At 62.6% G+C, this 19,216-nt stretch carries 18 protein-coding genes; 6 read left to right on the top strand and 12 right to left on the bottom strand.

All coding sequences use genetic code 11. The features are described from left to right. Positions 1-267, bottom strand: a 267-nt coding sequence (locus LVS58_RS19740) for a hypothetical protein (RefSeq protein ID WP_233692439.1), incomplete at its 3' end; no start/stop codon positions are given. Between LVS58_RS19740 and LVS58_RS19735 the strand changes: the two genes are divergently transcribed. Then, entirely contained in the window at positions 254-1,000 is a 747-nt protein-coding gene (locus LVS58_RS19735; protein ID WP_233692438.1) for an SDR family oxidoreductase, read from the top strand. The two genes, LVS58_RS19740 and LVS58_RS19735, sit on opposite strands and share 14 nt — an antisense overlap. A gap of 9 nt (positions 1,001-1,009) precedes the next feature. On the opposite strand, the gene LVS58_RS19730 is transcribed toward LVS58_RS19735, so the two are convergent. The 5 genes from LVS58_RS19730 to LVS58_RS19710 all read right to left on the bottom strand — a co-directional run bounded on the left by LVS58_RS19730 (position 1,010) and on the right by LVS58_RS19710 (position 8,082). Further along, positions 1,010-3,076, bottom strand: a complete 2,067-nt coding sequence (locus LVS58_RS19730) for a PAS domain-containing protein (protein ID WP_233692437.1) — start codon at positions 3,074-3,076, stop codon at positions 1,010-1,012. A 62-nt stretch (positions 3,077-3,138) separates the two neighbouring features. Beyond that, positions 3,139-4,800, bottom strand: a complete 1,662-nt coding sequence (locus tag LVS58_RS19725) for a PAS domain-containing sensor histidine kinase (RefSeq protein WP_233692436.1) — start codon at positions 4,798-4,800, stop codon at positions 3,139-3,141. 57 nt (positions 4,801-4,857) lie between these two features. Next, positions 4,858-6,267: a GntR family transcriptional regulator MpaR gene (mapR, locus tag LVS58_RS19720; protein ID WP_233692435.1), complete on the bottom strand. Its 1,410-nt coding sequence runs from the start codon at positions 6,265-6,267 to the stop codon at positions 4,858-4,860. Positions 6,268-6,317: 50 nt separating this feature from the next. After that, positions 6,318-7,721: a cytochrome c oxidase accessory protein CcoG gene (gene ccoG, locus LVS58_RS19715; RefSeq protein ID WP_233692434.1), complete on the bottom strand. Its 1,404-nt coding sequence runs from the start codon at positions 7,719-7,721 to the stop codon at positions 6,318-6,320. A 121-nt stretch (positions 7,722-7,842) separates the two neighbouring features. Then, a complete protein-coding gene (locus tag LVS58_RS19710) occupies positions 7,843-8,082 on the bottom strand; it encodes a DUF3203 family protein (RefSeq protein ID WP_233692433.1) in 240 nt (79 codons plus the stop codon). A gap of 169 nt (positions 8,083-8,251) precedes the next feature. Here LVS58_RS19710 and LVS58_RS19705 point away from each other — a divergent pair, with 169 nt between their 5' ends. Further along, the gene (locus tag LVS58_RS19705; protein WP_233692432.1) at positions 8,252-8,770 is read left to right on the top strand and encodes an MgtC/SapB family protein; all 519 of its coding nucleotides are present in this window, start codon (positions 8,252-8,254) and stop codon (positions 8,768-8,770) included. A gap of 532 nt (positions 8,771-9,302) precedes the next feature. Here LVS58_RS19705 and LVS58_RS19700 read toward each other — a convergent pair. The 3 genes from LVS58_RS19700 to LVS58_RS19690 form a co-directional block, all read right to left on the bottom strand. Beyond that, positions 9,303-10,202: a hydroxymethylglutaryl-CoA lyase gene (locus LVS58_RS19700; RefSeq protein WP_233692431.1), complete on the bottom strand. Its 900-nt coding sequence runs from the start codon at positions 10,200-10,202 to the stop codon at positions 9,303-9,305. A gap of 19 nt (positions 10,203-10,221) precedes the next feature. Next, entirely contained in the window at positions 10,222-10,620 is a 399-nt protein-coding gene (locus tag LVS58_RS19695) for a MerR family transcriptional regulator (protein ID WP_003247847.1), read from the bottom strand. Between the two features lie 75 nt (positions 10,621-10,695). Continuing rightward, positions 10,696-11,574 (bottom strand): helix-turn-helix domain-containing protein, encoded by an 879-nt coding sequence (locus tag LVS58_RS19690; protein WP_233692430.1) that lies wholly within the window; start codon positions 11,572-11,574, stop codon positions 10,696-10,698. A 172-nt stretch (positions 11,575-11,746) separates the two neighbouring features. Between LVS58_RS19690 and pobA the strand changes: the two genes are divergently transcribed. The 3 genes from pobA to LVS58_RS19675 all read left to right on the top strand — a co-directional run bounded on the left by pobA (position 11,747) and on the right by LVS58_RS19675 (position 15,797). Then, complete coding sequence (gene pobA / locus LVS58_RS19685) at positions 11,747-12,934, top strand: 4-hydroxybenzoate 3-monooxygenase (RefSeq protein ID WP_233692429.1); 1,188 nt, start codon at positions 11,747-11,749, stop codon at positions 12,932-12,934. A 146-nt stretch (positions 12,935-13,080) separates the two neighbouring features. After that, on the top strand, positions 13,081-14,871 hold the full coding sequence (ggt, locus tag LVS58_RS19680) for a gamma-glutamyltransferase (RefSeq protein WP_233692428.1): 1,791 nt from the start codon (positions 13,081-13,083) through the stop codon (positions 14,869-14,871). 44 nt (positions 14,872-14,915) lie between these two features. Beyond that, positions 14,916-15,797, top strand: a complete 882-nt coding sequence (locus tag LVS58_RS19675) for a LysR substrate-binding domain-containing protein (RefSeq protein ID WP_233692427.1) — start codon at positions 14,916-14,918, stop codon at positions 15,795-15,797. 69 nt (positions 15,798-15,866) lie between these two features. Here the strand turns inward: LVS58_RS19675 and LVS58_RS19670 are convergent, their stop codons facing one another. Beyond that, positions 15,867-16,919 carry an ornithine cyclodeaminase gene (locus LVS58_RS19670; RefSeq protein ID WP_233692426.1) on the bottom strand — a complete coding sequence of 351 codons (1,053 nt, stop codon included), beginning with the start codon at positions 16,917-16,919 and terminating at the stop codon, positions 15,867-15,869. A 188-nt stretch (positions 16,920-17,107) separates the two neighbouring features. Here LVS58_RS19670 and LVS58_RS19665 point away from each other — a divergent pair, with 188 nt between their 5' ends. Further along, on the top strand, positions 17,108-17,530 hold the full coding sequence (locus LVS58_RS19665) for an Lrp/AsnC family transcriptional regulator (RefSeq protein ID WP_010954389.1): 423 nt from the start codon (positions 17,108-17,110) through the stop codon (positions 17,528-17,530). An 81-nt stretch (positions 17,531-17,611) separates the two neighbouring features. Here the strand turns inward: LVS58_RS19665 and LVS58_RS19660 are convergent, their stop codons facing one another. After that, the gene (locus tag LVS58_RS19660; protein ID WP_233692425.1) at positions 17,612-18,211 is read right to left on the bottom strand and encodes an START domain-containing protein; all 600 of its coding nucleotides are present in this window, start codon (positions 18,209-18,211) and stop codon (positions 17,612-17,614) included. Positions 18,212-18,300: 89 nt separating this feature from the next. After that, the gene (locus LVS58_RS19655; RefSeq protein ID WP_003247865.1) at positions 18,301-19,137 is read right to left on the bottom strand and encodes a bifunctional allantoicase/(S)-ureidoglycine aminohydrolase; all 837 of its coding nucleotides are present in this window, start codon (positions 19,135-19,137) and stop codon (positions 18,301-18,303) included. Positions 19,138-19,216 lie beyond the last annotated feature (79 nt).

Below are 19,216 nucleotides of genomic sequence, written 5' to 3'. Positions count from 1 at the left end.
AGGACCGCGCCGAAGGCCCCATCCTGGGGCCTCAGCGCTTGACGGGCATCCATGCCCGTCACCTCCCTCCGCAAGGCCTGCGTTCGGCCTCCTGAAGTCGCGAAGATCAAGATCAAGATCAAAAGCCAGATCAAAAGCCACATCAACAGCCACATCAACAGCATAGGGTTGGCTGTGCTGATCTTCGTCATTCCAATGCAGCGCCATTTCGCCTATTGTCGATGCTCCCTTCCCAAAAACCATTGGCAAATCCATGGAGAACGTCATCGTCATCACCGGCGGCAGCCGCGGCATCGGCGCCGCCACTGCGCTGCTGGCCGCCCGCCAGGGCTACCGCATCTGCATCAACTATCACGCCGATGACCAGGCCGCCGAAGCCATCCTCAGCCAGGTCCGCGCCCTCGGCGCCGAAGCCATCGCAGCGCGCGCCGACGTCAGCGTCGAGGATGAAATCATCCAGCTGTTCCTGCGCGTCGACGATGAGCTCGGCCCGGTCACCGCACTGGTCAACAACGCCGGCACCATCGGCCAGCAGAGCAGGGTCGAGGACATGTCCGAGTTCCGTCTGCTGAACGTCATGAAGACCAACATCGTCGGCCCCATGCTCTGCGCCAAGCACGCCCTGCTGCGCATGGCGCGCCGGCATGGTGGGCAGGGCGGGGCCATCGTCAACGTATCATCGGTCGCCGCACGCCTGGGTTCGCCCAACGAATATGTCGACTATGCCGCCTCCAAGGGCGCGCTCGATACCTTCACCATCGGCCTGGCCAAAGAAGTGGCAGGTGAGGGCGTGCGCGTCAACGGCGTACGACCGGGCTATATCCATACCGGCTTCCATGCGCTTTCTGGTGACCCGGATCGCGTCAGCAAGCTTGAAGCTGGCTTGCCTATGGGCCGAGGGGGGCATCCCGAGGAAGTGGCCGAGGCCATCCTCTGGTTGCTATCGGGCAAAGCCTCCTATGCCACCGGCAGCTTCATTGACCTGGGCGGCGGGCGCTGAGCGCGCCCGTCAAGTGTCCAGCAGCTCGCGAACCCGCTCTGCCAGTGCTTCCAGTTCGAACGGCTTGGTCAATACCAACGTACCTGGCAGCGGTTGGCCGTCGCTGAGCGCCGCACTCTCATCGTAGCCGGTGATCAACAGCACCTTGAGGTCCGGGTAGCGCTCACGGCAACGTTCGGCTACCTGGCGGCCATTCAAGCCGCCAGGCAGGCCGACATCGCTCAGCAGCAAGTCTGGTCGTTCGCCGCTTTGCAGGTGGGTGAGGGCAGACGGACCGTTCTCGAAGGCGTCCACCCGATAGCCCAGCTCTTCCAGCACTTCGCCCATCACCAGGCGCAAGGCGGTCTGGTCTTCAACCAACAGAATGCGCTTTGCCGTCTCGCTGCTTCTTCGCAAGGGCGCGCGCTGCGGTTTGCTGATCGGCGCCTGGGCTTGCTCGTGGTGGCGGGGTAACAGCAGCTCGATGCGGGTACCCTCGCCAGGCACCGACAGCAACCGTAGTTGCCCACCCGACTGGCGCACGAAGCCATAGGTCATGGACAGACCCAGGCCGGTACCCTGGCCCATCGGCTTGGTGGTGAAGAACGGCTCGACGGCGCGCTCGACAACTTCAGCCGACATGCCGCTACCGTTGTCGACGATGCTCAGCCGTACGTACTCGCTGGCCGGCAGTTCCAGTGCCGCGGCCTGCTCGTCGTCAAGCAGCAGGTTGTCGCCAATGATCTCGATCACCCCACCGGCAGGCATGGCATCGCGCGCGTTGATGCATAAGTTGAGCAAGGCGCTTTCCAGTTGGGGAGGGTCGATGAAGGTCGGCCACAGCTGGCTGGCGAAGCGGCTGCTCAGGGTAATGGCCGGGCCGATGGTGCGGCGCAGAAGGTCTTCCATGCCGGCCACCAAGGCGGCCACTTGCGTGGAGCAGGGTTGCAGGGTCTGCTGGCGGGAGAACGCCAGCAGCCGGTGCACCAGCGAAGAGGCCCGCTGCGCCGCGCTGCTGGACAGCTCCAGCAAGGGTTCCAGGGCGTCGAAGCGTGACTGGTCCAGGCGTTGCCGCATCAGCTCCTGGGCGCCAAGGATGCCGCCCAGCAAATTGTTGAAGTCGTGGGCAATGCCGCCACTGAGCTGGCCTACGGCTTCCATCTTCTGTGCTTGGCGCAGCGCCGCTTCGGCCTTGGCCAAGCGTTCCTGCTCTTGTACTCGCTCACTGATGTCATAGGCGAATAGAAACGCGCCATGGACCTCGCCCTCTGGGTCGCGCAAGGCGTTGAAGCGCAACTCATAATGGCGCAGCGCGGGGGGCTTGCCGAAGGTGCCGATCTCGATGAACTGCTCGCCTGCCAGGGCGCGCTGCCACATCGGTAGAATAGGCGTCTGGCCATCGGCGCCATCCTCGAACAACCCGGGCAGGTATTCGCCGATTTCGGGTGTCCTCCCGTACAGCAGGTGGAAGTCATGCCTGGCCTGGCGATTGACAGCCAGCCAGCGCAGGTCCTTGTCGACCACATGCACATTGACCACACTGTGATCGACCAGCTCGGCAAACAAGCGTCGCTGCGCCAGTGCGGCATTCACCCGTTGTTCGAGCTCTTCGTTAAGGCGCTGCAGGGCCTGCTCTGCACGCCGGCGTTCGGTCACATCCTTGAACAATACCGCTACCTGGCGTTTCTCGGCAGGTTCTATGCGAAACGTGGTTACCGACAGCACGCGGCCCGTGGCAATCAGTTCCTGTTCGAAGTGCAGCGGTTCGCCGCTGCGAAGCACAGCGCCATAGCGGGCCACCCAGTCATCCGCCTCGTCGGGCACCATCTCGCGCAGTTTTTGCCCGACCACGTTGGGGATGCCGGCGTGTTTGGCATAGGCTGCGTTGGCCAGCACATGCACGTAGTCACTCAGGGGGCCATGGGGGCCATCGAAGAACTCGATGATGCAGAAGCCTTCGTCCATGGTGTCGAACAGTGAGCGATAGAAGTCCTGGTCGTGCGCCTGGAGGCTTGCAAGCCGTTGCGCCAGCAGGGTGTTCTGTCGCTGCAGGTCTTCGACTTGTTGGCGCAGTGAGTTCAGATCACGAGAGGGCATGCCTGCGTCCGGCCAATGAAAAGTCCTGACTTTAACGTGTTCACCCGTAGGCGAATAGCCGCTCAGTGCGACTGGGCGGAGCTCCCCAGCAGCCGTTCAAGCGTCTGGGCAAGTGCTTTAAGATCGAAGGGTTTGAACAGCAGTTCGGTGCGCCGGTGGGGCCGCGCATTTGCCCCCCTGTGCGCAAGGTCATAGCCTGTAATCAGCAGCACCGCTGCATGTGGTGCAATACCTCGACAGGCGTCCGCGAGTTGGTAGCCATCGATACCCCCTGGCAGGCCGACATCGGTGATCAGCAAGTCCGGCGCGGGGGCTTCCTGCAATGCCTTGTACGCCTGGCGGCCATCTTCGAATGCCTGAACTTCATGGCCCTGATCTATCAATACTTCCAGCATGACCAGGCGCAGGGCCGGCTCGTCTTCCACCAGCATCACCTTGCACGCGCGTTGCTGGAGCGAGTCAGCTGGGGCAGACGCTTCGACGTGGGGGCTGGGTAAAACGGCGGCAACGCTTTCATCGCGGGGGAGATACAGGGAGATGGCCGTACCTTGGCCAGGCGTGCTATCGATTACCAGCTGGCCACCGGATTGCCGCACAAAACCGTAGACCATGGACAGCCCAAGGCCAGTGCCCTGGCCGAGCGGCTTGGTGGTGAAGAAGGGCTCAAGGGCGCGCAACCTCACTGCCTTGGACATGCCCATGCCGGTGTCTTCAACGCGGATACGCAGAAACTGGCCAGCGGCCAGGCCCAGCTGCATGGCGTCGGCGCCTTGCACGTCGACGTTGGCGCAACCGATGCTCAAGGTACCGCCAAGCGGCATGGCATCTCGGGCGTTGATGCACAGGTTGAGCAGCGCATTTTCCAGTTGCTGTGCGTCTATTCGGATAGGCCATAGCCCGGCATGTGTCTGGTCGTGGTAATCGACATAGGGGCCGGTAGAGCTGCTGATCAGCTCGTGCATACCGGCCACCAGTTGCTGCACATCGACCCGTTGCGGGACCAGCGTCTGCTGCCGTGAAAATGCCAGCAAGCGCTGCACCAAGGCTGCGGCGCGTTGGGCATTGTGCCGGCTGAGTTCAAGCAGCTGCGCGGTGTCCGCCAGGCGTTGCTGCACCAGGTGTTGCCCGGCCAGTTCCAGGGCGCCAAGGATGCTGGCCAGCAGGTTGTTGAAGTCATGGGCAATCCCGCCGGTCAACTGGCCGACCGCCTCCATTTTCTGCGCCTGGCGCAGTGCTTCTTCGGCCTGCTGCAGGCGTTGCTGTTCGGTCACGCGCTGCGTGATGTCATAGGCGAACAGGTAGCCGCCCTGAATTCGCTGCTGAGCATCGAGCAACGGGTGGTAGCGAATTTCGTAGTGGCGTGGTGCGTCGTCCGGCCCGAAGGTGACGGTGTCGATGAACGCTTCCCCTGCCAGTATGCGCGGCCATATCGGGGCGAGGCGGCCCATGATGTCGGGTTGATCGGTCAGGAACTGTGGCACGTAGTCGCCAATCTGCGGCACGAAGCCTCGGTAACGTTCGAAGGTTTCGCGCGCCGTGCGGTTGATGGCCAACAGGCGCATGCTGCGGTCGGCTGCAAACACGTTGGCCACGCTGTTGTCGAGCAGTTCTCCAAGCAGCCTGTCATGCGCCTGAACGTTGTCTTCGCGCGCGGCCAGGCGTGCTTCCAGTTCTGCGACACGCGCCTGCAACTGGGCAAAGGACGCAAGCGTATCTGGCTGCATGACGAGGGCCTGATGATCGAAACCAGCAACTATAGTCGCCGCTCGGGCACCTCGCTATCAGAACGAGCGAATGATCCGCCCGAGGGTTTCCATGGCCTGTTCGGCGCTGTCATGCCAGGGGCTGCCGTAGTTCAGGCGGATGCAATTGCCAAAGCGTCGGGTGGGCGAAAAGATCGGCCCAGGGGCGATGCTGATGCCTTGGGCCAGGGCCATATGGAACAGCTTGAGCGCGTCCATCTGCTCGGGCAGTTCCAGCCACAGGAAGTAGCCACCGGAGGGCTGGCTGACCCGTGTCTGCGCCGGGAAGTGGCGGGCGATGGCTGCCAGCATGTTGGCCTGCTGGCCCTCCAGCGCGTAGCGCAGCTTGCGCAGGTGGCGGTCGTAGCCGCCGTGTTGCAGGTAGTCGGCGATGGCCGCCTGGGCCGGCATGGAGGCACAAAGGGAGGTCATCAGCTTCAACCGCTCGATCTTCTGCGCAAAGCGCCCGGCGGCCACCCAGCCAATGCGATAGCCCGGTGCCAGGCTTTTGGCGAACGAGCTGCAGTGCATGACCAGGCCCTGGGTGTCGAAGGCCTTGGCGGGTTTGGGCGCCTGTTGCGAGTAGTACAGCTCGGCGTACACGTCGTCTTCGATCAGCGGCACCTGATGGCGCGTCAGCAACTCCACCAGGGCCTGCTTCTTGGCCTCCGGCATGCTTGCACCTACCGGGTTCTGGAAGTTGGTCATGCACCACACGGCCTTTACCGGGTGCTTTTCCAGGGTCTGCGCCAGCACCCCCAGGTCCATGCCCTCGCGCGGGTGCACGGGGATTTCCACAGCCTTGAGCTTGAGCCGCTCCAGAACCTGCAGGCAGGCATAGAAGGCGGGGGCCTCGATGGCGACCAGGTCGCCCGGCTGGGTTACCGCCTGCAGGCACAGGTTCAGGGCCTCCAGTGCGCCGTTGGTGATCAGCAGCTCTTCCATCGGCAGCATCAGCCCACCGACCATGTAGCGCAGCGCTATCTGACGGCGCAACTGCGGGTTGCCGGGGGACAGATCGGTCACCACCATGCGCGGGTCCATGCTGCGGCTGGCACTGGCCAGTGAGCGCGACAGGCGTTGCAGTGGGAACAGCTCAGGGCTGGGAAAGGCTGACCCGAACGCAATGGTATTGGGGTCCTTGATCGAGTCGAGGATGGAAAATACCAAGGCGCTGACGTCGACATCGGTAGACTCGCTCACCGGCTGCAGCGCCTGCGGCTCGCTGAACTGGCGCGGAACATGGGCGTTGACGAAATACCCGGAGCGCGGCCGGGCCCGGATCAGCCCGCGCCGTTCCAGCAGGTAATAGGCCTGGAACACGGTGGACGGGCTGACCCCGTGGGTCTGGCTGGCGTAGCGTACGGACGGCACGCGCTGGCCGGGTCCCAGTACCCCGGAGCGGATCAGTTCGGCAATGTCGTCGGCGAAGCGTTCGTAGCGTTTCATTCTGGCCTTCTGTCGAAGCCTGGCAGGCAAGGTGGCGTGAGTGTAAGGGATCAGCGGTTCATGGGGGCGACGAAGCGACTGTGCGCCACGCTGCGGATAGCGGGGTCGTCACGCTCGCTGATTTCAAAGCTCAGCGTCTGCGAGCTGCTGGTCGGGCGCTCGGCGAGCATCGCCACCGACACCGGCAGCTCGCTCATTTCGCCAGCAGGGATGACCAGTGCGCTAGTGCCCTGCAGGGTGAAACCGTCAGCGTCCACCAGGCGCAATTGATAGTGCTGGGTACGCTCGGTCTTGTTGATGACCTTGAGCAGGTAAATGTTCTCGATCTGGCCTTGGGCGTTTTCGCGGAACAGGCCGCGGTCCTTGATCACATCCAGCGATACCATCGGGCGCATCTGCAGGGCTACCACCAGTGCCCCGATCATGACCAGCAGTGCGGCAGCGTAGCCCAGCAGGCGCGGGCGCAGCCAGTGCGTGGTACCGCCTTGCAGGCTGTGCTCGGACTTGTAGCCAATCAGGCCGCGGGCGTAGCCCATCTTGTCCATTACCCCGTCACAGGCGTCGATGCACGCGGCGCAGCCGATGCAAGCCATCTGCAAGCCATCACGGATGTCGATGCCGGTGGGGCACACCTGTACGCACAGGGTGCAATCGATGCAGTCGCCCAGTCCCTGGGCACCGACGTCACTGCCTTTCTTGCGCGGACCACGGGCCTCACCCCGACGCGGGTCGTAAGCGACCGCCAGGGTGTCCTTGTCGAACATCACGCTCTGGAAGCGCGCATAGGGGCACATGTGCAGGCACACCGCTTCACGCAGCAGGCCGGCATTGATGTAGGTAGCGGCCGTGAAGAACAGCACCCAGAACAGTGCTACACCGCCCAGTTGCAAGGTGAGCAATTCTGCGGCCAGCGGCCGGATCGGGGTGAAGTAACCGACGAAGGTCAGCCCCGTGAGCACGCCAATGGCCAACCAAAGGCTGTGCTTGAGCGTGCGACGGGCCAGTTTGTTCAGGCTCCAGGGCGCCGCGGCCAGCCTGATGCGCTGGTTGCGGTCCCCCTCGGTAACCTTTTCGCACCACATGAACAGCCAGGTCCAGGTACTTTGTGGGCAACTGTAACCGCACCAGACGCGCCCGGCGTAGACGGTGATGGCGAACAGGCCAAAGGCACAGATGATCAGCAGCGCCGACAGCAGGATGAAGTCCTGTGGCCAGAAGGTGGCGCCGAAGATATGGAACTTGCTGTTGCCCAGGTCCCAAAGCACGGCCTGGCGGCCGTTCCAGTTCAGCCAGGCCGTGCCGAAGAACAGCACGAACAGCGCGCCGGCAAAGCCGATGCGCAGGTTACGGTAAAGCCCGGTAAAGCTGCGGGTATGGATGCCGCTGTCGGTGCGTCGCGCTTGGATGCTGGCTGGGGCGGTGGCGATCTCTGTAAAAGGGATTCTATCGTTCATGGTTCGGTGCTCATCAGGCCTCGATCAGGCATGAGCACTATGGCGCTGAAGCTGTTATCAGCACAGGTTCAGATTTTACGATAAAAACCATATCAGATTTGCCGCAGAGCCCCGCCAGGCCTCATATCACCGAGCCTGGCGCGCTGGCCTTCAGATGCCTGCGGCTATCCACCGCACCCGCCACGGTCAGTGCATCGGCCTCGGTTTCGGTAATGGGCACGCGTTGACTGGCCAATATCGCCACCGACATGCGCAATTGTTCGTCGGTGATGATCTCGATATCCGGGCCTTCGCCCTCGATGCGCAGGCCTTCGCCGATCAGCGTGCAGCGGCGGGTGGTTTCGTCGACTTCAATGGGCATGGTGGGGTCCTCCCGGGTTGATTACAGGGTGGACCACGGGCAGGGGCCAGTTGCTGCATCGGCAAGCTGAGCGGCACTTTGTAATACGTGTGACGGTCAACCTTGCATAGGGCAGGCCCGCTGACGTGGCAGGCGGATTCATGAAGCTCAAGCAGGGGAAACAACTGCGATGGACGTCATCTGGCAAGCAATACTGGCCGAATTCGCCGATGTCACCGATGAGCGCGAGGTCACGCAAATCCTTGTGCGCTTACTGATGGCCGCAGTGCTTGGCGCTGTGCTGGGCTTCGAGCGTGAACACAAGGGCAAGTCTGCCGGGGTGCGTACCCACATGCTGGTGTCGCTGGGGGCCGCCCTGTTCGTGCTGGCGCCCAGTATGGCGGGGGCCGATGAACAGGCACTCAGCCGGGTGATCCAGGGCATCGTTGCCGGTATCGGTTTTCTCGGTGCCGGTACCATTCTGAAGGGTAACGGCCAGGACACCAGCCATGTGAAGGGCCTGACGACCGCTGCCGGGCTATGGATGACGGCTGCCATCGGTACGGCGGCTGGCATGGGGCGCGAAGCCACGGCGCTGATCAGCACGGTAATGGCCCTGCTGGTACTGGGCACGATGCCGTTGCTGGTGGAGAAGGTCGAAGGACAGGACGAGGCGAAGCAGAAGGAGGAAGAGGGCAGGAAGCACTGAGGGGAGCCGAAGCTCCCCTCAAAGCGTTGTTGCCTGCTCTTTTTTTATTATTGGGACCGGCCTTTTGTTGTTTTTGTCGGCTTGTCCTGGTGTTGCGGGCGACCCCCATGCGGGGTCAAGAGCAAACGTATTTTTTTGAGCGCTGACCTGCTTTCATCATTGCTGATCCGAACCTGGCTGCCGCTACCTTGAGGTAGTTTTATTGTTCTGTGCCAGACCGCGGGGCGAACCCCTGAAAAGCGTGTCGACTCCAAAAAAATCTGCTTGCTACGCCTCTGCCGTGTTGTTCTTGTTGTGTCAGAGCCGTTACCTGTTGTTTTTATTGGGTATCACGTTTTTTTTGTTGTTGTACCAGAGATATAGCAGGGTGCGTGCCAACTTTTAAAAACCCTTTAAAATCAATGGGTTGAGAATTTTGATCGACAGCACCCACCCTGAAATTTTGCCGATTTGTTTCCCTGTTACCCGATTTTTTGCTGTGAAATGTGCGGGAGGTAACACTTCACCCACATCGATGTGACACCCGTATGACCTAATGTGCGCTGCATGCCCGTGCTACCCGCGACCCGTTGTCGCGGCCCAGCACGCCGCTGATGCGCTGGCCGGCGGCTATCAGCCGGCCCAGGTCGATGCCGGTTTCAATGCCAAGCCCCTGCAGCAGGTACACAACGTCTTCACTGGCGATATTGCCGGTAGCACCCTTGGCGTAAGGGCAGCCGCCCAGCCCGGCCACCGAGCTGTCGAATACGCTGATGCCTTCGAGCAGGCTGGCATAGACGTTGGCCAAGGCCTGGCCGTAAGTGTCATGGAAGTGTCCGGCCAACTGCTCGCGCGGTACCTGGGCCGACACCACCTCGAACAGGCGCCGGGTGTCGCCTGCGGTGCCGGTGCCGATGGTGTCCCCCAGCGACACCTCGTAGCAGCCCATGTCGTGCAGGGCACGGGCCACCGGGGCCACCTGCTCGGCGCTGACCTTGCCCTCGTAAGGGCAGCCCAGCACGCATGACACATACCCACGCACGCGCACGCCGTGGCTGCGCGCAGCGTCCATGATGGGTTCGAAGCGCTTGAGGCTTTCGCTGATCGAGCAATTGATGTTGCGTTGCGAGAACGCTTCGGAGGCGGCAGCGAATACCGCCACTTCCTTCACCCCGGCAGCCAGGGCGTCCTCGAAACCACGCAGGTTCGGCGCCAGTGCGGCATACGTCACACCGGGGCGCTGCTGGATGCCGGCAAATACCTCGGCAGAGCCGGCCATCTGGGGCACCCACTTGGGTGACACGAAACTGCCCACTTCTATATAGGCCAGGCCCGCTTCGGTGAGGTCGTTGACCAGGCGTACCTTGTCGGCAACGCTGATGGGCTGGGCTTCGTTCTGCAGGCCGTCGCGGGGGCCGACTTCGACCAGGCGGACGTGTTTGGGCAAGGACATGGCGGGTTTCCTGTGGCGTTCAGCGGTTGTCTTTGTTGTTCAGGGTAGCGGCCAGGGCTTGTTCGCAGCGCTCCTGGGCGGTGTCCAGTTCCAGTTGCATCTGGTGAATGTCCAGCATCTGCTGCTCCAGCTGGGCGCGGCGCTCGGCGATCTTGGCCAGCATGCTGTTGAGCTGCTTGAGGTTGCCGCTGGTGGGGTCGTACAGTTCGATCAGCTCGCGGCACTCGGCCAGGGAAAAGCCGATGCGCTTGCCGCGCAGGATCAGCTTCAGGCTGACCTTGTCGCGCGGTGAATAGATGCGTTCCAGGCCACGACGCTCAGGGCTGAGCAGGCCCTGTTCTTCGTAGAAGCGGATAGCGCGGGTGGTGATGTCCAGCTCGCGGGACAGGTCGGAAATGCTGTAGGTCTGAGTGCTCATGCTCGGGCTCGGCGTGGGGTATGCGGATATCCTGAGGGCAGGTTGACGTATACGTCAAGAAGGGGCCGGCAAGGATTATTCCGACAACCCTGATCTGCGATACCCATTGGGCGTTTGCCCACTCAAGCGCTTGAACCAACGGGCGAAGTAGGTCGGGTCGGTAAACCCCAGGCTGTCCGACAACTGCCCGATGCTCATCCGCGTGTAAATAAGGTTGCGTCGCGCCTCCAGCAACAACCGCTGGTGCACCACCTGCAATGCAGTCTGGCCACTCAGCGCCCGGCACAGCTGATTCAGTTGCAAGCTCGGAACATTCAGCCGCGCGGCATACGCCTCAACCGACAGATGCTCGCGGTAATGCGCTTCGACCAAGCGCAAGTATTGCCCCAGCAACAGGCGGTCACGTTCATCACGGTTGCGCGGTGCCTGCCCTTGCTGCTGGCGGCGGCTGATCCACACCATCAGCGCGGTCACCAACGCTTCAAGCATTGCAGCGCGTGCCGGGGCATTGCCCTGGTACTCCCGCTGCAAGGTGTCGACCAGGCTGCGCAGGTGCACGCGGTCATGGCCCAGCGGATAACACGCAGGCTGTGCCAGCACCGTCAGTGGCGCGCCCAGGCGCTGTTCCAGGTTCGCAACAAGGGCAGTACCAAAGGTCAGGACATAGCCCTGGATATCAGCGCTGAAGCGAAAGCCATGCACGGTCATCGGCGGCACTACCTGGATCGCCGCTTCGCCGATGGCACTGCGCACCCCCTCGATCTCCACCTGAGCCTGGCCCCGCTGTACATACAGCAGCTGGAACAGCTCGGCATGCTGGTGCGGCTTGATCTCCCAGTGATGCAGGCGGCTGCGTGCCGGGATCGACTCGCAGTGCAGCAGGTCGGTGCCGGGCCAGGCCTGATTCTCGCCATACAGCTTGAACAGTGGGACGCCGGGGAGGGTGGATTTCATCTGGGCTGACCTGTCCGTTAATCGCACGCTTTTCTTAAAAGTGCAGGTTTTTTATGGAATAGCACAGCTAAGCGGCGTTTTCTGCCAGTAAAAATGCAATGGCAAACCCTAACAGCAGATGCCGCCCCGCTGCCAGCCCTGGGCCGGTATCGTCCGAACAGAGACAACAACAATGAAAACTCAGGTTGCAATTATTGGTGCAGGTCCGTCTGGCCTGCTGCTGGGCCAACTGCTGCACAAGGCGGGTATCGATAACGTCATCGTCGAACGCCAGACGCCCGAGTATGTGCTCGGCCGCATTCGCGCCGGGGTGCTGGAACAAGGCACGGTCGACCTGCTGCGCGAAGCGGGTGTGGCCGAGCGCATGGACCGTGAAGGCCTGGTGCACGAGGGTGTCGAATTGCTGGTTGGCGGGCGCCGCCAGCGTCTGGATCTCAAAGCCCTGACCGGCGGCAAGACGGTGATGGTCTACGGCCAGACCGAAGTCACCCGGGACCTGATGCAGGCCCGCGAAGCCAGTGGTGCGCCGATCATTTATTCAGCCGCCAATGTTCAGCCGCATGAACTCAAAGGCCAGAAGCCCTATTTGACCTTCGAAAAAGATGGCCGGGTGCAGCGGGTTGACTGCGACTATATCGCCGGCTGCGACGGCTTCCACGGCATCTCGCGGCAGAGCATCCCGGAGGGCGTGCTGAAGCAGTATGAGCGGGTTTACCCGTTTGGTTGGCTGGGTCTACTGTCGGATACACCCCCGGTCAATCACGAGCTGATCTACGCTCACCATGAGCGCGGTTTCGCGTTGTGTAGCCAACGCTCGCAAACACGCAGCCGCTACTACCTGCAGGTACCTTTGCAGGACCGGGTCGAGGAATGGTCTGACGAGCGTTTCTGGAACGAACTGAAAGCCCGTTTGCCCGCCGACGTAGCGGCGGACCTGGTCACAGGCCCCGCGTTGGAAAAAAGCATTGCGCCACTTCGTAGCCTGGTGGTCGAACCCATGCAGTATGGTCACCTGTTCCTCGTGGGGGACGCTGCGCACATTGTCCCCCCTACCGGTGCCAAAGGCCTGAACCTGGCGGCCTCGGACGTCAACTACCTGTACCGCATTCTGGTGAAGGTGTACCACGAAGGGCGCGTCGACCTGCTTGCGCAATACTCGCCGCTGGCACTGCGCCGCGTGTGGAAGGGCGAGCGCTTCAGCTGGTTCATGACCCAACTGCTGCATGACTTCGGTAGCCACAAGGATGCCTGGGACCAGAAGATGCAGGAAGCTGACCGCGAGTACTTCCTGACCTCGCCGGCGGGGCTGGCGAACATTGCCGAGAACTATGTGGGGCTGCCGTTCGAAGCAGTGAGCTGATCGGTCATTGCGCAAACCTGGCACTCACGCAGCGCAAAGGCTTATGGGCCAGCGAATGGCTTGTCGGTAGTTACACAAGGCTTGAAGTCGAGGCTTCCAATGACCGACAGTGCTTCGCTGAATAGGTGATGGCAGGATGCATGACGATGAAATATCCCACCCCGCTGATCGGCGCTCTGTGCCTGCTGGTTACCAGTAACTGGGCCGGTGCCGACCAGGTATTGCCCGCACCACCGGAACTGGCCTCTGGTTACCGCAGCGGTTTGCAGCCGGTGCAGGCCAGCCGGCACATGGTCGCCGCAGCCAACCCGCTGGCCAGTGAAGCGGGGCGGGCGATGTTGCGTGCCGGCGGCAGTGCGATTGACGCCGCCATCGCCATGCAGATGGTGCTGACACTGGTCGAGCCACAGTCCAGTGGGATCGGCGGCGGGGCGTTCATCCTGTACTGGGATGGCAAGCGCGTGCAGGCCTTCGACGGGCGTGAGGCAGCACCTGCGGCGGTGACGGAAAAGCTGTTCCTGCAAGCCGATGGCACCCCCATGCCGTTCCGGGTGGCGCAGATCGGTGGGCGCTCGGTGGGCGTGCCCGGGGTTCTGCGTGCCTTGAAACTGGCCCACGAGCAGCACGGCAAGTTGCCCTGGCACGCCCTGTTCGCCCCGGCCATCGCCTTGGCACGCAACGGCTTCGCGGTTTCCGAGCGCCTGCACACGCTACTGGCCGAGGACCCCCATATTGCCCGCTCACCGGCAATGGCCCGCTACTTCCTGGATGAGCAGGGCAGGCCGCTGGCAGTGGGTACGACCCTGCGCAACCCTGAGTTGGCCCATACCTTCGAGCAGATCGCCGCACAGGGGCCCGAGGTGTTCTACAGCGGTGAAATTGCCGAAGCCATCGTCGCCAAGGTGCATGGCCATGCCAATGCCGGGTATCTGTCGTTGCAGGACCTGCAGCAGTACCAGGCCAAGGAGCGCGAGCCGCTGTGCGGCCCCTACAAGGCCTGGCAAATATGCGGCATGCCACCACCCTCATCGGGTGGGGTGACCGTGCTACAGACCTTGGGCCTGCTCGAAGCTGTGCAGCGCACCGCGCCGCAACGCGACCTGGCAGCGCTGCGACCGCTGGCCACCTCATCCCCGGCCCGCCTGGAAGCCTCGCCCTTGGCCGTGCACCTGATCGCCGAGGCCGAGCGCCTGGCCTACGCCGACCGCGCTCAGTACCTGGCCGACAGCGACTACGTGCCCGTCCCGGTCAAGGCCCTGACCGATTCTACTTATCTGGAAAGCCGAGCGGCGCTGATCGGCGAGCACAGCATGAAGCGCGCCCGCCCAGGCCAGCCGCAAGGCGCGGACCTGGCGCTTGCGCCCGACCGCTCGCCACTGCGCATCTCCACCTCTCACCTCAGTGTGGTGGATGACAGCGGCCAGGCACTGGCCATGACCACCTCGGTGGAGGCCGCATTTGGCTCGCACCTGATGGTCAAGGGCTTCCTGCTCAACAATCAGCTGACCGACTTCTCGTTCATCCCCAACGAGCACGGCAAGCCTGTGGCCAACCGGGTGCAGCCGGGCAAACGGCCACTGTCGGCCATGGCGCCGACATTGGTGTTCTCGCGTGCCACTGGCGAGTTTGTCGCGAGCCTCGGTTCGCCGGGTGGTTCGCAGATCATCGGTTATGTGAACAAGGCACTGGTCGGCCTGCTGGATTGGCAACTCGACCCGCAGCAGGCCGCCGGCCTGCCCAATTTCGGCAGCCGCAATGCCGGCACCGAAGTGGAAGCGGGGCTGAGCAGCCCGGCGCTGATCCGCCAGTTGGCAGCCTGGGGTCATGAGGTGACACCAATGACCATGACCAGCGGCATGCAGATCATCCAGCGCAGTGGCGAGGGTTGGTCGGGTGGTGCCGATCCTCGGCGCGAAGGGGTGGCCCTCGGTGACTAGCCGTGATAGAACGCAGACTCGCCATTCAGTAGTTGAATACCCAAATGTCTATCAGCGTGAAATCGAATAGGGCTCTGTTCGACCTCGACCTGCTGCGCGCGATTGTCGTGGTGGCAGACTGCGGCAGCTTCACCACCGCTGCCGCGCGACTGCATTCGACCCAGTCGACGATCAGCCAGAAGGTGCGCCGCCTGGAAGACATGGTCGGCCACCGCCTGTTGGTGCGGGGCAACCGTGACGTACTGCCGACCGACGCCGGGCAGACCTTGCTCGGCTATGCCCGGCACATGCTAGCCCTGAACGATCAGATGCTTGAAGCCCTGGCCGGAGCGATGGTGGGCACCACGGTACGGCTTGGCGTGCCCGAGGATTTCGTTGGCGGGCGTACCACCAATGCGCTGTCGGCATTCAGCAGGCTGCACCCGCAGGTGAAGCTCGAGGTGACCAGTGGCTTGTGCCGTGACCTGAGCCAGGCCTACGACAATGGCGAACTTGACCTGGTGCTGCTCAAGCAGCGGCGCAACAGCCGTGAGGGCGTGGCCTGCTGGCCAGAGCGTCTGCAGTGGATCGACAGTGCGCGCACGCCCGCCTTCGAGCTGGACCCGATCCCGTTGGTCACCTTTCCGCCACGCGGCCTGTACCGCGAGGACATGATCAACGCCATTGAAGGCATGGGCCGGCGCTGGCGCATCAGCTTTACCAGTTCCAGCCTCAGTGGTATCCAGGCTGCGGTCGCCGATGGCATGGGTATCAGCCTGCTGCCACCCAGGGCGGCCACAGGCGAGCACAGCGTGCTGGGGGCCGGGCAAGGGCTGCCGGAGGTCGACAGCTATGAGATCGTCATCGTGCACCGGCCGACAGCGGATGTGATGGTCAAGGCGTTGGCTGAGGTGATGACGCAGTTGCTGGCGGGCGGTGGGATCTGACGATCTGTGGGCGATGCGCTTGCACAGGACCCAAAGCCCACACACACGTTCGACCAACCCGATTCAATGTCAGGCAACCCGTCGGATGCGACGTTTGCCAGCGCGGCCTCGGGTGTGGCTGAACAGGTCTTTCGGGTCGTCCTCAACCCACGGCACCAGGTCGATCTTGGTGCCCATCCCGCGCTTCTCCGCTTGCTGTAGTACGTACCGTAGTACGGTGTAGTCTTCGAGGGCGAAGCCCACTGAATCGAACACCGTGACCTGGCTGTCGCTTTGGCGGCCCTCGGCTTCACCGCGCAGCACGCGCCACAGGTCGACCACCGGAAAGTCCGCCGGCAGCTGCTGGATCTCACCCTCGATACGGGTTTGCGGTTCGTACTCGACGAACACCCGCGCGTTGCGCAGCACATCGGCGTGCAGCTCGGTTTTGCCTGGGCAGTCACCCCCCACGGCGTTCAGGTGCATACCGGGCTCCAGCATGTCGGGGGTAATGATGGTGGCGTAGGCCTTGTCGGCCGTCACCGTGGTGATGATGTCCACGCCTTTCACCGCCTCGGCGACCGAGCTGGCCCGGCTGACGGTCAGGCCGCTGTATTCCTTGAGGTTGGCGATAAGCTTGGCGGTGGCCCGCGGGTCGGTGTCGTAGGCGACGATTTCTTCGATGCCCAGGTGCTTATGGAAGGCCACGGCCTGGAATTCGCTTTGCGCGCCGTTGCCGATCAGCGCCATCTTGCGCGCGTTCGGGCGGGCCAGTGCCTGGGCTGCCATCAGTGAAGTCGCTGCGGTACGCAGGGCGGTGGCGATGGTCAGTTCGGACAGCAGCACCGGGTAACCGGAGTCGACATCGGCCAGCACACCGAAGGCCATCACTGTATGCAGGTTGCGTGCAGTATTGGCCGGGTGGCCGTTGACGTATTTGAAGGCATAGCGGCTCTTGTCGGCGACCGGCATCAGTTCGATCACACCCACTTCCGAGTGGCTGGCAACGCGCGCAGACTTGTCAAACGCCTGCCAGCGTTTGAAATCGTCCCGCAGGGCAGCAGCAAGCTCGCCAATAAACGGCGCTACGCCAATGTCATGCACCAAGTCCGACATGGTTGGAACATCAATGAAATACGTCATGCTCTTGCACCTTGTTATTGTGCGCTTGCCCAGCAGTGCGGGGGTCAGCGCTTGAGATTATCGAAGTGAAGCCGCATGAACATTTTGATGACAGGTTGCGTCAATCGGAAGCATGCAGGTTGTCAGTTTCATCAGGCTTCTGGACAATCTGCCAACTCAACGTAGCAATCTGATTATTTGGCAGGCTTATGGATACGATCGATCGGGAATTGATTGCACTGTTGCGGGACAACGCACGTACCCCTGTGCTGACCCTGGCGAAGAAGCTGAAGGTGGCCAGGGCAACGGTGCATAACCGCATCACCCGGCTTGAAGAGCAGGGAGTGATCATCGGTTACACGGTACGTTTGCGCTCCGATGCGCTGGACCAGGGGGTGCGGGCAATCACCAGCATCGGCATCAGCGGCCACCATGCCGCAGAGGTCAAGCACGCGCTGCGTGGGCATCCCAATGTAGTGGCCATCCACACCACCAATGGCCGCTGGGACCTGATGGCAGAGCTGCGCGCCGACACCCTCGAAGCGTTCGACCGGGCGCTGAACGCTATCCGCTCGATCCCGCATATCGAAAACACCGAGACCAGCATTCTGCTTTCCACTTACAAGATGTGACCCCTGAGCCAGGTCTTTTGCCAGGTGTATTGCACAAGAAGCTGCCGGCCCTGCTGCAGTCGGACTGCGCCTGCCGGTACTTCAAGGTTGGCGCTCAGCCACCGCTCGCAACGTACGCAACGTCACCACCGGCGTATCCACCACAAACCGGTTGGCCAGCCAGCCCGGTACATCCCCGGCAGGGGCAGCCTGCAACTGGTAGGTCACCTCGGTCACCCGGTCACCCAGCGGTTTCATCTGCCACACACCACTCAGATGCTCTACCCGGACCAGTCCGTCAACCCTGGGGATCCTGTCGGGATCGGCGCTCAGGTGGCGCACCAGGGTACCGTCGACCAGGCGTTCGCTGGTCACTTTCAGCACGATGTCGCGCGGCCTCGCCGGCCAGGGCAGCTGGGTGGTCAGGTACACCCAGGTGTTGTCACCTTCCACATCCAGCAACCGCATCTGGTCACAGGCGTACAGCCACTTGCAGGCCACCCGCAGGTTATCCTGCAGGTCAGTGAGCGTGCGCACGCTGGCTTTCATGGTGCTGACACCACGAAACTGCTGGTAGGACGAGTCGCCTGGGTCTTTGAGGTACACGCGAATGCCTTCGCGGTCGTAGGCCAGGTTCCAGTCATCGGCGGCCGGGGCAGAGGCGCACAGCAGCAAGGCCGCGAGCAGCAGGCAGCGGTTCATGGCCGGTACCCTGCAGGGGTGGGTATTTCAGTATGCGCGGCAAACAGAAAGCCCGCCAGGTTGGCGGGCTTGCGGGCATCAGCCTGGGCTTAGCGCTTAGGGTTCAGCGTCAGGTGGACGTGACGGTTCACGTCCTTGTACAGCAGGTAGCTGAAGTTGCCGGGGCCGCCGGCATAGCAGGCTTGCGGGCAGAAGGCGCGCAGCCACATGAAATCGCCAGCTTCCACTTCGACCCAGTCCTGGTTCAGGCGGTACACCGCCTTGCCTTCCAGCACGTACAGGCCGTGTTCCATCACGTGGGTTTCTGCGAACGGAATCACACCGCCCGGCTGGAAGGTGACGATGTTCACGTGCATGTCGTGGCGCATGTCGGCCATGTCGACAAAGCGGGTGGTTTTCCAGCGGCCTTCGGTGCCCGGCATCTCGATGACGGTGGCATTGTCGCGGTGGGTGACGAAGGATTCCGGAACGTCCAGGCCTTCAACCTTCTGATAGTGCTTGCGCAGCCAGTGGAAGGTGACGTTGGACTTGCTGTTGTTGCGCAGGCTCCACTCGGCGCCCGGGGCCAGGAAGGCGTAGCCGCCAGGTACCAGGGTGTGGTGTTTGCCTTCGACGGTGATGTCCAGTTCGCCTTCGACGATGAACACCACGGCTTCCGCATCGGCGTCCAGCTCAGGGCGCTCGCTGCCGCCCTCCGGCGCCAGTTCGACGATGTACTGGGAGAACGTTTCGGCGAAACCGGTCAGCGGGCGGGCGATGACCCACATGCGCATCTTGTCCCAAAAGGGCAGGTGGCTGGTGACGATGTCACGCATCACGCCTTTAGGGATGACGGCATAAGCTTCGGTGAACATGGCACGGTCAGTCAGCAGCTCGGTTTGAGCCGGGTGCCCACCGTGGGGGGCGAAGTACGAATGGTTCGACATGGACGATCTCGACTTGTTGTTCTCTCCCCATGCCTTGAACCGCACCGGCCGGTGCGGCGCAGGGGATGTGGCCACAGAA

The sequence above is a fragment of the Pseudomonas sp. JR33AA genome (assembly GCF_021378985.1).
Classification (GTDB): Bacteria; Pseudomonadota; Gammaproteobacteria; order Pseudomonadales; family Pseudomonadaceae; genus Aquipseudomonas; species Aquipseudomonas alloputida.
Note: the sequence above shows the minus strand (reverse complement) of the source record. Positions and strands in the feature narration are given on the sequence as shown.